The following is an 11,830-nucleotide window of genomic DNA, read 5'->3' as shown; positions in this document are numbered from 1 at the left end:
GAATCGGCGAACTCGTTCGCCGACAACAAAGCCTGTCAGATTATCGGGACGCTGGGAAGCGGCTTCTATCTGGTGCTACGAATAGCCTGCGTGTTCACACGTTCACATGCTATCGTGTGAACGTGTTCACCGCTCGATTGGCTGCTTGTATTTCTGGAGAATGTCTAGGACCGCCTCGGTCAGCATCGCCTCGATCGTCGCATCCTCCTTGACGGCAAGGATCGCGAACGCCCTCGCTACAGCCGGGTCGAACTTGCCGCCAATCGTTTTTTTGCCGATTCGGTTGCGTTGGCGGCGTGGCGCTTCGATCGGCAGCATCGGTTCTTCAACCTCTGCTGCCGGGCCAGTCGGCTTCCTGGCGTTCGTCGATCTTGCCACCTCCAAGCTCCTGATTTCCTGTGTTCACACGTTCACATACCCACATATTCACACGTGGACAGCTACCGCTCTCCGAACGGGTGCTTGCCGTGCTGGCGCATGAGCAAGTCGATGGCTTCGCCAAGGAGCGCCTGCACCGTCGTTCCTTCCTCGGCTGCCAGCATGTTCAAGCCGCGACTGACGGCGGGGCTGAAATACGCGCTCACCGCTTTCTTACCCTGCCGTGCCGCCGCGCGAGGGGCTGGCGTTGTGGTCGCGGGATCGGGGCTGTCGCCGATTGCGTCGGCCTTCTCCGCCCGCTGCTGCTTCATCGCGCCGAACTTGCTCATGCCGCGCCTCGCTTCTTGTTCACTCGTGAACGTGTGGACACGTTCACCTGTTTACTTGTCCACGCCCATAGCGCGGCGACCTCCTCTGCCGCTTTGCCTTCGGGTTCCAGCTCGATCGCGGTTTTCCCCTGCGCCGTGCTGTGATGATAGATCGCTCGCTGGGTGAGCATGACGGGCGCAACGTCCACGCCCATGCCGGCAACGCCATCGCTGCCCTCGATCAACTCGCGGGCGTCCCGGTAGGTCGTCGGCGCGCGCTGGGGGCCGCCCATGAACAGCACGAACGCGGGTTTGCCGGTCGCCTGCACCAGTTCGGCCGTTATCTCGACGGCTTTGAGGTCAAAAGCCTGGGGACGACAGGGAATCAGCACCAGGTCGGCGACCTTGCAGGCTTCACGCGCCATAATGTCGGCATGGGGCGGGGTGTCGATCACCACCAGATCGGCACCGAGTTCGGCCGCCTGCTGAAGCTTGCGGGGCAAAAGGGGAGGGGAGGCGCAATCGACTACCTCAAGGTCCGACGATCCGCGCCACTCGCTCCAGTGGCTCGCGGTCGCCTGCGGGTCGGTGTCGAGGATCAAGGTCGTGAACCCTGCGCCCGCGCCGGCCGCAGCTAGGTGGATCGCCAAGGTCGTTTTGCCCGCACCGCCCTTCTGGCTAATGATGGTGATGACCTTCATGTGAACCTCTGGACACGTGGACGTGTGAGCGTGTGAACACGTGGACGTGTGGACGATTGGAGCGCAGTGGTCAACGGTGTCGATTGGCGGCGATCCGCTGCGCGGATTCCGCGCTCCGCCAGCCGATCGGAACCCGGCAGGGCCAAGACCGCTTGCGGGCTTGGGGAGCGAAGCGACTGAGAGCGGCGGTGCCGCGCAGCGGCAGGCGCCGGACTCTATTTGTTGTTCGCGAGCTTCGGCGCTCGCCGCGTCGCTGAAACAGCCTCGTCGATCAGTGCTTCCAGCTCCGTCGGCGATAGGTCATCGAACCTGGAACGCGCCTCCTCGATGGCCTGGTCGAGCATCTCAAGCCGGATGAAGGTGAAAGCCTGCTTGCCCGTCTGCCTTGCGCGGCAGCACGGATACGGACACCTGCACGTCGCGATTGAGCCGGTCGAGGATCGTCATCAACCGGTCGATCGTGAAGCCCTTGAGCTTGGCTTGGCGGATACGCGAAAAATCGGCAGCGGCGACGCCGGTGATTTTCTCGGCCGCCCGCACTGTCAGATTGTCAGTCGATAGCGTTTTGCTGATTTCGGCCGCCAGAATGGCGCGGAGCTGGCGCTGTTCCGGTTCCTTCATGCCAAGGTCGGCATAGACGTTGCCGGTGCCTCGGATCAGCTCGAAGTCGTCATCGTCGGTCATTGCAGCGCCTCCTTCAAACGCTTGATGCGCTCACGCACCAAGTCAATTTCCTGCTTCGGGGTGGCGACCCCGCTCTTGGATTTCTTCTGGAAGGCGTGAACCACCCAAATGTCGTCGTCGAGCTGGAGGGCGTAGATCACCCGGAAGGCGTCTCCCCGCTCCTTGATCGCCAGTTCCCACATGCCCGAACCCAACCCGGTCATGGGCTTGACGATTTCCGGCGTGTCGCCCTCGGCGATCGCCGTGAGGGCATCCGTGGCCTGATCCTGCGCATCGTCGGGAAAGCGGCCGAACTCTTTGAGCGCGCCCTTGATCCACGAAATGTTGCGCAGGGCTTTTCGATGCATTGGCGCGAATGTAGTTATATTTCACAACGCGGTCAAGGGTGATGCATCGCTCATTCGGACTCGTGATATTGATGGTCTCATCGAACCTATGAACACGTGAACGTGTGAACACGCTCACGTGTAGGCAGTCGCCGATCTGTTTGCCTGAACCGCGCGCTACGCCCGGCCGGGCCGAAGGCCAGGCCCACAGGGCTGGGTGGGCGGGACAAAAACGCGGCCGTCGAACAGACGGCCTCCGCTACGCCGCCTGGCTAAGCGAGCTGCGCCCGCCCGGTATATGCCGATAGAGCGTCGACGGCTGCACCCCGATCTGCTGCGCGACCTCCTCCACGGTGATGGTCGGGTCTGCGAGCATCGCCTTGGCGCGCTTGATCTCGGCCGGCCCCATCGCCGGTTTGCGCCCGCCACGTCGGCCCAACGCCTTTGCCTGGGCAAGCCCGGCGTGGGTGCGCTCCAAGGTCAGCTCGCGCTCAAACTCCGCCACGGCCGCGAAAACATGGAACACGAGCCGCCCGCCCGGACTGGTCGTGTCGATCGCTTGGGTCAGCACACGAAGGCCGATCTCGCGCTTGGCGAGATCTTCGGCCGTCTCCACGAGCTGTCGCACCGATCGCGCGAGGCGGTCGAGTTTCCACACCACAAGGGAATCACCAGCACGGATATATTCGAGCGCGGCCTTCAACTCGGGCCGATCGCGCTGCGCGCCCGATGCCTTCTCGGTGAACACGCGTTCGCACCCGGCCGCATGAAGCGCGTCGATCTGTAGGGCAGGGGACTGGTCCCTGGTGGACACGCGGGCATAGCCGACGAGCAAGGGCGTTCTCCGAAAACTCGACGCGAGCTAGCTCGATTTCGGATATAGAAACAAGGGAGTGTTTCGGGAGAGAATAATGGCCGCTGCGAAGCCGTTTGTAAACGTTCACCCTAAGTGGCGGCATTCTGATCGCGCTATTTGACTTTAGCGGTATCCAATTAGCCTGCGAGCCGAGCGACCGCGTATGTTCGAGATCAAAGCATGCCGGCGAGGACGGTTCGAGCCGCCAAACCCTGAATCTTTTCCTATAAGGAGAGGGGCCGATCAGCGCGCCTAGCATGTGTAGGAGGGTTCCTGGAGTGTCTGAGCCGCCACTGCTGAATGCGATTGACGCATCGCTGCGAAATTTATCGTTGCGGCAACGCGTTATTGCGGGAAATATCGCCAACAGCGAGACGCCTGGTTATAAAGCTCGTGACGTCAAGGCACCTGATTTCGCTAAACTTCTGGAAAGTACTCTGAGCCCTGGAAACGGGCCGCAGATAGCACGCCCGCAGGTCGAAATTACTGCTGACATGGCAGCATTGGGTGCTCGTCCACTACAGCTGTCAAATGAGATCATACTCGATAGAGACACAAGTGAAACAAAGCCAGACGGCAACAACGTGACTTTGGAGGAACAGCTTCTTAAGATGGGTAATATTCAGGCTGAGTTCGCAACAATCGCGGGGATCAGCCGCAAGCTGGATAGCTACATGAAAACCGCTCTCGGCACAAAGCGAGGGTAAATACCAGCTCTATCGTTACGCGGATACCGCTTTGGCCTCTGCGGAGCGCACATAGGCATAGAGTGTCGGCTTGGAGATACCGAGCATCGAGCAAACCTTAGCGATCGGCATAGTGTTCTCGTGATAGAGCCGAACGGCCAGGTCGCGCTTGTCCTTGTTGAGCGCCGTGGGTCGGCCGCCTTTCTTGCCACGGGCGCGGGCAGCGGTGAGGCCGGCCTGGGTGCGCTCGCGGATCAGGTTGCGCTCGAACTCCGCCAGCGCGCCGAACAGATGGAAAGTGAGCTTGCCCGAGGTCGTAGAGGTGTCGATCGCCTCGTGTAGGCTCAGCAGCCCAACCTTCTCTTCGTCGAGGTAGGTCATCCACCCGATCAGATCGCGCAGCGAGCGGCCAAGCCGGTCAAGCCGCCAAACCACCAGCGTGTCGCCGGCACGAAGCTGCTCCTTCACCTGGTCGAGGCCAGGCCTAGCGGCGGTCGCGCCCGACGCCTTGTCGGTGATGACCTTCCCACACCCGGCCGCGAGCAGGGCATCCTTTTGCAGGTCGAGATTCTGCTCGGCGGTCGAGACACGCGCGTAGCCGATCTTCACGGTTGGCGGCTGTTGCGGCGCCGGCGACCGGCCTTTGGCAAGGATGTCGTCATTGACAGGATTATGTTGCCCTAGGCCCTGTTGACAAAGTTGGGCAGCCACCGGCGGATGGCGGCGAGATTGAGGAAGCTGGCGAACGAAAGTGCGGTTTTGTCGTAGCGGGTGGCGATGCGGCGTTGATGCTTGAGGTGGCCGAACATGCGCTCGATGCGGTTCCGGTCCCGGTATCGTCGGAAGTCACAGGCGATGGGTTCGCGCCGGTTGGCCTTTGGCGGGATGATCGGCAGGATACCGCGTATCAACAGGTCTGTCCGGACCGCATCGCCGTCATAGCCTTTGTCGGCCAGCAGCGCCTTGGGCTTGTTGACCGGCAGCGCCATGAGGTCTTCGACAGCGCCGTAATCCGACGCTTCGCCGCCGGTCAGGACGAAGCCGAGAGGGCGTCCCTGATTGTCACAGCGGGCGTGGACTTTGCACGTAAAGCCGCCGCGTGATCGACCAAAAGCCTCCTTATGAGTCCCCCTTTAGCGCCCGCTGCCGAAACATGGCCGCGAACCGTGGTGCTGTCGATCATGTGCTGCCAGTCGTCGGTCAGCCCGAACTCGACCAGCGTGGCCAGCATCGCATCCCAGACGCCTTGTTCCGCCCAGCGCCGGAACCGCACATAGACCGAGTTCCACTTGCCGTAGCGCTCGTGCATGTCCCGCCAGGGGCAGCCAACCCGCAGCACATGCAGCATGCCGTTCAGAAACCGCCGATTGTCATGCGAGGGCCGCGCCTTTCGGCCGCGCTCTGACGGCAGCAGACCTTCAAGCACCGCCCATTCCTCGTCCGTCAGATCGCCACGCGCCATTGCTGCTCTCCGCAAAGAGCAGCCTTGAATCAGAGATCAGACCGTTTGGGAATCCACTTTGTCAACACCATCTAGTTTTCTTTACCGGGTAGATTTACGTCGAATAGGCCGGTTTTGCAATCGAGCGGATTTCGCAACGTGGCAGGCAATCAAATCCCCGTTTTCCTTACCTGCAGCATGAACCGTCGGTGACGCACCCGGCGCTCGTCCCGCCGCTGGCGATCGAGCGCTATCGCATCCTCGAACCGCATCTGACCGACAACATCTCACTCGCCGACCTCGCTCGCACCGACACGGTGAGCGAACGAACATTGCAGCGTTGGCTCGCCCGATACCGGTCCAAAGGCCTCGCTGGCCTCGCGCGCATCTCGCGAGCCGATCGGGGCAGGTTGCACCTGCCGGACCACCTGGTCGCGCTTGTCCGCGATCTCGCCATCAAACGCCCGCGTCCCCCGGTTGCCGCCATTCACCGGAAGTTGCAGGAACTCGCCGTCGCCGAAGGGCACCGGGCACCAAGCTACTCGGCCGTCGCGCGTGTCGTCAGGGCGATACCGGCAAGCCAGATCGCAGCAGCCTCCGACCCGGCAGCCTACCGCGACGAGCACGAACTGGTGCATCGGCGCGAGGCCGCGGCCTCGAATGAGATGTGGCAGGCGGATCATACCGTGCTCGACATTCTCGTTCTCGATGATGCGGGGACACCGGTACGCCCTTGGCTGACGGTCGTTCTCGACGATCACAGCCGGGCCATCGCCGGTTATTTCATCAGCCTAGACGCGCCGAGTGCATTGAACACGGCGCTGGCTTTGCGACAGGCGATCTGGAGGAAGGCCAATCCCGCGTGGATCGTCAGCGGCATTCCCGAACAGCTCTACGTCGATAACGGCTCGGATTTCATCTCCGAGCACATCGAGCAGGCGTGCATCGCCCTCAAAATCCGCCTCATCCATTCGCTGCCGGGTCGCCCGCGCGGGCGCGGCAAGATCGAGCGGGTGTTCCGCACCATCAACGACATGTTCCTGTCGGACCTGCCAGGACACACAATCGCGGGCAAATCATTGTCGGCACCGACCCTCAAGCTCGACGAGCTGCGGACGCGCTTCGAGACTTTCGTGTGCGGCGTCTATCATCGCCGCCAACATGGCAGCACCGGCGAACCCCCGGTTTCGCGATGGCAAAAGGGCGGGTTCCTGCCCGCGATGCCCGACAGCCTCGAACACCTTCGCGACATGGCCGATCGCCGTGGATTCGGGTTGATCCTGATGGGAATGCCAGGCTTGGAAAAACGCCTTGCCCGCTACGCCCAGTTCTACTCGCGCATCGGCTTCGTTCACGAGTTCAAACCGCTGACCGAAACGGAGATGTGCCTGTTGCTGGCGACCCATGCCGGCGACTTCGGCATCACCTTCGACCCGGCCCAGCTCGACGCGATCGAGGCTCAGGCGGCAGTGATCCGCATCACGCGCGGCAACTTCCGGCTGATGGAGCGCCTGTTCGCGCAGATGCGGCGGATTATGACCCTCAATCGCGTCGACGCGGTGTCGCCCGACATCGTACAGGCCGCGCAAGACTGCCTCGTGATCGGACCCGGCAACTGACAAATAGCGCGATCAGAATGCCGCCACTTAGCGCGACCGTTCACAGCCGTTCGGATTGCTCGCCCCGTCTCTCCGGCAATCGTTCGTTTTAGGGAGAACAGGACATTCTCATTTATAGGACAGGCTATGCTTCCTTGGCTAAAGCGATGAGCCAAATTTGGCAGTGCCAGACGCGAATGTATTGCTCAGTGTAGGAGACAAAAAATGGAAGCCACCACCAAGACAGCGGCACTGGGCCGTTTCGTGGCTTATCTCGGGATCGCCATCGCGGCGACCATTCCCGCCATCTTGCTCCGCTTGGGCGGTTGGCGGCCTGACCCGCTGCTCGATGCCGCATTGTTCGGCATCGCGATCCTCGCAGCGGGTTTTATGCTGTCATGGGGCGCGGAGACCGCCGAAAAGCGGGTAAGTCAGGGATTGATCGTCGCCGCGATCGCACTGGTCACGGTGCTTCCCGAGTACGCGGTCGATTTTTACTACGCCTATGCCGCCGGGCAGGACCCCAGCTCGAACTACGTCCATTATGCCGCCGCCAACATGACCGGTGCCAACCGGTTGCTCGTCGGACTGGCCTGGCCGCTCATGGTCGTCATACACTGGCTGCGCACTCGCGAGCGACGGATCGATCTCGCTCCTGTCAACGCGGCGGAAATCGTGTTTCTGCTGATCGGCACCGCTTGGTCGTTCACCATTCTCTTTCGCAACGCGATCGGCTGGATCGACAGCTTGATGCTGGTCGCCATCTTCGCCGCCTATGTCTGGAGAGTAAGCTATCTCCCCAAGGCGGAAGAGGATGAGGACGACGAGCCGGGGCCGGCGGCCGCCCTCGCCACGCTTTCGCCGGCGCGCCAGTGGCTGGCCATGGGCGGACTGACAATCGTCGCTGCGATCGTCATCCTCGCGTCGGCCGAGCCGTTCGCGGAATCGATGGTCGCCTCGGGCCGCCTGATCGGGATTGACGAGTTCCTGTTGATCCAGTGGCTCGCGCCGCTGGCCAGCGAGGCGCCGGCGGTGACGATCGCGGTGTTGTTTGTCCTGTCGGGCCGCGCCGCCAACGGACTCGCGACGATGATCTCCGACAAGATCAACCAATGGACGTTGCTGGTCGGCATGCTGCCGCTGGCGATGAGCCTGGGCGCGGGCGGACTGACCGCGCTGCCGCTCGATGCGCGACAGCACGAGGAGTTCTTCCTCACCGCCGCGCAGTCGCTGTTCGGAATCGCTTTGCTGTTGCGGCTGCGGCTTGGACTTTGGGGCGGCCTGGCGCTGGCAGCGTTGTTCGCCCTGCAGGTGGGGCTGACGCTCGCCTTCCTAGGTGACGAAGCTCGGACGATCGCCAGCCTGACCTGGCTGTCCTGGGGATATCTCGCGCTGGCCGCCGCCGTGCTGATCGCCAATGCCCGCTCGCTCGGACACCTGTTCGCGGTCGGGCTGTTCGCCAGTCACCCGACAGTCCACGCAGGCGGCAACGCGCCAACATCAAATAAGCCTGCGTGATTGGCTCGCATCTGCCCTACTTCAAGGCACACGCTACGACGGTAGAGCATTATTGATCGGCAATATGCTTAACGCTTTCTTAAGGCGAAGCGGAAGGATAGCTTCATCGATAAAGGGATTGGTCATGGAGGTGAGAGCGGCTGACGTGCTGGCGCTACGAAGTGCCATTCTCCAGCGAAACGCAGCGCTACGTGATACTGCGAACGTTGCGCCTGCCACCAACGCGGCTCAAGGCGTCGAACAGGCCGACACGCCAAAAACAAGTTTCGCGTCCACGCTGACCCAAGCAATCCAGAAGGTGAACAGCCTTCAGGAGCAGGAGGACGTCGCTACGGAGTCCTACGAGCGCGGCGAAACCACCGATATCGCCACGGTCGCGCTCATCCAGCAGCGCGCGTCCGTCAGCTTCGAAGCCACGCTACAGGTCCGCAACAAAGTATTGTCGGCTTACAAGGACATCATGAACATGGCGCTATGAATTTGACCCGTTGAACTATCAGGCAGGGCAGCTCTGGCGATCAGTGCCGAAACAGCCCGCCAAGAAACCCGCCACGCTGATATCCGCCGTGGTGTCCGCCCCCATGGTGCCCACCCCCGTGATGGCCTTCGCCATGGTGACCTTCGCTAGACCCCCACGGCGCGGGCTGGGCATAGCCCGGCGCAGGGACCGGCCCTGGCGCGGTGTAGGCTGGTCCGGTTTGCGTCGGGGGGACCGACGCCTCGTAGGCAGCGTTGCGCTCGATGATCTTGTCGAGTTCGCCCCGGTCGAGCCAGATGCCCCGGCATTGCGGGCAATAGTCGATCTCGATTCCCTGCCGGTCGGCGAGTACGAGGTCCACCCGGCATACTGGACAGAGCAGGCCCTGCGCGCGTTGCGGCGCGGGAGTGGCCGTAGGTACTAAGTCTGCCATTATCATGTCCTCGTGCAAAGTTCAGCCGTTGCCAGCCGGGAGTAAGTATTCTAACGCGGGCGAGAAGTTTAGTAGCCGTAATAGCCGTAGCCGCCGCGCCGATCGAAGCGCTCGCGCCGCTCATGCCGGCGTTCGCGCCACTCTTCGCGAGCGCGGCGGTCGTTGTATCGATAGTCTCGCTGGTCGTAGTTGCGATAGTCGGCACCGCGATACGGGTCGTTGTAGCCGTCGCCGCCCCGATACTGATAACCGCCATAACCCGAATTGCCGCGATACGTCTGGCCTTGGGAATAACTGCCATAGCCGTGCCCGTCCTGGGCCATCGCCACGCCGGGAACAGCCGTAGCAAGCGCGGCGGCGGCAACGATCAGAAACCGCTTCATAGGTTTTCTCCTCGACAGGGATGACGGATCGTCAGGCCTTGAAAGAGTACTAGGCTCCCCGCGATGAATGCAACGGGAATGCGGTCGGCAGCGGCTGTTCATCTGGCCGATGCGAGAGCATCAATGGTGTCCCCCATGGCTTCCGCCATGCCCGCCCCCGAAATGGCCCCCGCCAAAGTGTCCGCCACCCAAGTCATGATGGTGGATCGACCCCAGGCCGATCCCAATGCCAATCGATCCGTAATAGGGCCGACCGTAATAGCCGCCCGGGTAATAGGAACTATACCCACGGCCATAGGACGCGTCGGAGATGGCCACCACGCACGTCGGCGGAACGTTCGCCGCGCTGGGGGCGGCGGCCTGGGAATCAATGGGTTCGGCCACCACCGCGCCAGGCGTGTTGCAGGGCACGCGGTAATATGCATATCGTGGCGGGTAGGCAGTGGTCGCGCACCCGCCCAACAATGCGACCGGAACGGCGCTCAATCCCGCCAGCTTTAAGGCCCGAAAAGACATCACGCTCTCCCGTCGCCGGGTTCGGCCCGACCCTCTGTGCCCGAAATGCTACATCGATGACGGGGGCATGCCAAGGCGACGATGATCGCAGTCATAGCCCCTCCATGAGACTCTTTTCGTTGTCATGAGAAATACTTGGCCGCTTTGGCACTGATCCCCATATGACGTTCACTGCGTTGCACTCGACGCGGGCCGGATCGGAGGACGTTATGGACAGGAGGAATATGCTGGCGCTGGCAGGCGCGATGGCCGCCATGCTGGCAGCATCCCCTGCGCTTGCGCGTGACGAACACCACGGTGCCGGCGTCAGCTGGAGCGGCATGCATGGCGGGGTCAGTTGGGACGGCGGGCATGCCTATTCTGGCGAAACCTACGGCGGCTACACCTATGTCCCGCCGCCTCCCTACCGAGCGCCTTCCTATGCTCCTCCAAGCTATCCTAACCCATCCTCTACAGCACCGTATGATCGACCGGACTACCGGGTGGACGGCCCGCACCACGACTCTCCGGTCAGCCTGGACTCATCCGACGCCCACCGGGATTACGGTCATGACGCGCAAATCCATGGTTCCGGTCATCGCGGCGGTCATTGATCATCGCTGTGTCGGAAGAAACGCGTGAGTCCGCCTGGCGACGGAAGATCGCGACCCCGCCCGCATCGCGCGCTGCTTCTGCACAATCCGTCCGCCCGGCGCGGCGAGCGTGCGCTCGCCGCCGCGAAGACGCTGAAGGCCGCGGGCATCGAGGTTAGGCTGGTGGAATGCCGCGATCCGCATCTGGTGTCGGCGCAGATCGCGTGGCACGCATCGGACGTAGATCGCATCGTCCTGGCGGGAGGTGACGGCACCCTCAGCAACGCGGCGGCGGGAATTATCAAGGCGGGGCTGCCGCTCGGCATCCTGCCACTCGGAACGGCGAACGATCTAGCTCGAACCTTGGGGATTCCGGACGACCTCGAAGCCGCGGCGCGTCTGATCGTCGCCGGCAAGACGCGCCGGATAGACGTGGGAGAGGTGAACGGGCATTTGTTCTTCAACGTGGCGAGCATCGGCCTGAGCGCTGATCTTGCGGCGTGCCTCAGCCCGGAACTCAAGCGACGCTGGGGCAAGCTGGGCTACGCGCTCGCTGCGGCCAAGGTGCTGGTCGCCGGCCGACGTTTTCACGCTCATATCATCGGGAGTGCCGGCGATGTTCGCGTGAAAACGATGCAGGTCGCTGTCGGAAACGGTCGCCACTATGGAGGGGGTTCGATCATTCACGAAGATGCAACGATCGATGATGGGCTGCTCGACCTTTACAGCCTCGAAAGCCGACGCGTCTGGGGTCTGCTCCTGAAACTGCGCGCTTTTCGTCGCGGGCAGCACGGTGCATGGAACGAGGTCCGAACCGCCAAACAACCCGAGTTCGTCATCCATACCCGTCGCCCGCGCGCCGTGAATGCAGACGGCGAGCTCGTTACTCAAACGCCGGCTCATTTCCGCGTCCGGGCTCAAGCCGTGGATGTTTTCGCTCCATAGGGCGCAT

16 protein-coding genes and 1 pseudogene are annotated in these 11,830 nt (G+C 62.4%); 6 read left to right on the top strand and 11 right to left on the bottom strand.

Going from position 1 to position 11,830, the window contains the following annotated elements:
• Positions 1 to 126: 126 nt before the first annotated feature.
• The 6 genes from Q0L57_RS14975 to Q0L57_RS14950 form a co-directional block, all read right to left on the bottom strand.
• Complete coding sequence (locus tag Q0L57_RS14975) at positions 127 to 318, bottom strand: ribbon-helix-helix domain-containing protein (protein WP_296743835.1); 192 nt, start codon at positions 316 to 318, stop codon at positions 127 to 129.
• A 122-nt stretch (positions 319 to 440) separates the two neighbouring features.
• Entirely contained in the window at positions 441 to 707 is a 267-nt protein-coding gene (locus Q0L57_RS14970) for a ribbon-helix-helix domain-containing protein (protein WP_296743833.1), read from the bottom strand.
• The gene (gene parA / locus Q0L57_RS14965) at positions 704 to 1,387 is read right to left on the bottom strand and encodes a ParA family partition ATPase (protein ID WP_296743832.1); all 684 of its coding nucleotides are present in this window, start codon (positions 1,385 to 1,387) and stop codon (positions 704 to 706) included. The genes Q0L57_RS14970 and parA overlap by 4 nt, the downstream gene beginning before the upstream one ends.
• A 345-nt stretch (positions 1,388 to 1,732) precedes the next feature.
• Positions 1,733 to 2,071 carry a helix-turn-helix domain-containing protein gene (locus tag Q0L57_RS14960; RefSeq protein ID WP_296743830.1) on the bottom strand — a complete coding sequence of 113 codons (339 nt, stop codon included), beginning with the start codon at positions 2,069 to 2,071 and terminating at the stop codon, positions 1,733 to 1,735.
• Positions 2,068 to 2,418, bottom strand: a complete 351-nt coding sequence (locus Q0L57_RS14955; protein WP_296743828.1) for a type II toxin-antitoxin system RelE/ParE family toxin — start codon at positions 2,416 to 2,418, stop codon at positions 2,068 to 2,070. Before Q0L57_RS14955 ends, Q0L57_RS14960 begins: the two co-directional genes overlap by 4 nt.
• 238 nt (positions 2,419 to 2,656) lie before the next feature.
• Positions 2,657 to 3,232, bottom strand: coding sequence for a recombinase family protein (locus Q0L57_RS14950; RefSeq protein ID WP_296743827.1), 576 nt, complete (start codon positions 3,230 to 3,232; stop codon positions 2,657 to 2,659).
• A 299-nt stretch (positions 3,233 to 3,531) separates the two neighbouring features.
• Here Q0L57_RS14950 and Q0L57_RS14945 point away from each other — a divergent pair, with 299 nt between their 5' ends.
• Positions 3,532 to 3,960, top strand: a complete 429-nt coding sequence (locus Q0L57_RS14945) for a flagellar basal body protein (protein ID WP_296743825.1) — start codon at positions 3,532 to 3,534, stop codon at positions 3,958 to 3,960.
• 15 nt (positions 3,961 to 3,975) lie between these two features.
• Here Q0L57_RS14945 and Q0L57_RS14940 read toward each other — a convergent pair whose 3' ends face one another.
• From Q0L57_RS14940 to Q0L57_RS14930, 3 genes and pseudogenes are all read right to left on the bottom strand, one after another.
• The gene (locus tag Q0L57_RS14940; RefSeq protein ID WP_296743824.1) at positions 3,976 to 4,548 is read right to left on the bottom strand and encodes a recombinase family protein; all 573 of its coding nucleotides are present in this window, start codon (positions 4,546 to 4,548) and stop codon (positions 3,976 to 3,978) included.
• A gap of 71 nt (positions 4,549 to 4,619) precedes the next feature.
• Positions 4,620 to 5,003 (bottom strand): annotated as a pseudogene (locus Q0L57_RS14935) (IS5 family transposase); the annotation flags it as partial.
• Complete coding sequence (locus tag Q0L57_RS14930; RefSeq protein ID WP_296743822.1) at positions 4,970 to 5,401, bottom strand: IS5 family transposase; 432 nt, start codon at positions 5,399 to 5,401, stop codon at positions 4,970 to 4,972. The pseudogene Q0L57_RS14935 and the gene Q0L57_RS14930, both read right to left, overlap by 34 nt.
• 188 nt (positions 5,402 to 5,589) lie before the next feature.
• Here Q0L57_RS14930 and Q0L57_RS14925 point away from each other — a divergent pair, with 188 nt between their 5' ends.
• The 3 genes from Q0L57_RS14925 to fliE all read left to right on the top strand — a co-directional run bounded on the left by Q0L57_RS14925 (position 5,590) and on the right by fliE (position 8,974).
• On the top strand, positions 5,590 to 6,999 hold the full coding sequence (locus tag Q0L57_RS14925) for a DDE-type integrase/transposase/recombinase (RefSeq protein ID WP_296743820.1): 1,410 nt from the start codon (positions 5,590 to 5,592) through the stop codon (positions 6,997 to 6,999).
• A 336-nt stretch (positions 7,000 to 7,335) separates the two neighbouring features.
• Positions 7,336 to 8,496 carry a sodium:proton exchanger gene (locus tag Q0L57_RS14920; protein WP_296743819.1) on the top strand — a complete coding sequence of 387 codons (1,161 nt, stop codon included), beginning with the start codon at positions 7,336 to 7,338 and terminating at the stop codon, positions 8,494 to 8,496.
• Between the two features lie 124 nt (positions 8,497 to 8,620).
• Entirely contained in the window at positions 8,621 to 8,974 is a 354-nt protein-coding gene (gene fliE / locus Q0L57_RS14915; RefSeq protein WP_296743817.1) for a flagellar hook-basal body complex protein FliE, read from the top strand.
• Between the two features lie 40 nt (positions 8,975 to 9,014).
• Here fliE and Q0L57_RS14910 read toward each other — a convergent pair whose 3' ends face one another.
• Both Q0L57_RS14910 and Q0L57_RS14905 read right to left on the bottom strand, forming a co-directional pair.
• Positions 9,015 to 9,407 carry a zf-TFIIB domain-containing protein gene (locus tag Q0L57_RS14910; protein ID WP_296743815.1) on the bottom strand — a complete coding sequence of 131 codons (393 nt, stop codon included), beginning with the start codon at positions 9,405 to 9,407 and terminating at the stop codon, positions 9,015 to 9,017.
• A 68-nt stretch (positions 9,408 to 9,475) separates the two neighbouring features.
• Positions 9,476 to 9,790, bottom strand: coding sequence for a hypothetical protein (locus tag Q0L57_RS14905; RefSeq protein WP_296743814.1), 315 nt, complete (start codon positions 9,788 to 9,790; stop codon positions 9,476 to 9,478).
• A 725-nt stretch (positions 9,791 to 10,515) separates the two neighbouring features.
• Here Q0L57_RS14905 and Q0L57_RS14900 point away from each other — a divergent pair.
• Together Q0L57_RS14900 and Q0L57_RS14895 are read left to right on the top strand one after the other, a co-directional pair.
• Entirely contained in the window at positions 10,516 to 10,899 is a 384-nt protein-coding gene (locus tag Q0L57_RS14900; RefSeq protein ID WP_296743812.1) for a hypothetical protein, read from the top strand.
• 24 nt (positions 10,900 to 10,923) lie between these two features.
• A complete protein-coding gene (locus Q0L57_RS14895; RefSeq protein WP_296743810.1) occupies positions 10,924 to 11,823 on the top strand; it encodes a lipid kinase in 900 nt (299 codons plus the stop codon).
• Positions 11,824 to 11,830 lie beyond the last annotated feature (7 nt).

Origin of the sequence: Mesorhizobium sp. (genome assembly GCF_024509055.1) — a bacterium.
Taxonomy (GTDB): domain Bacteria; phylum Pseudomonadota; class Alphaproteobacteria; order Rhizobiales; family Rhizobiaceae; genus Mesorhizobium.
Note: the sequence above shows the minus strand (reverse complement) of the source record. Positions and strands in the feature narration are given on the sequence as shown.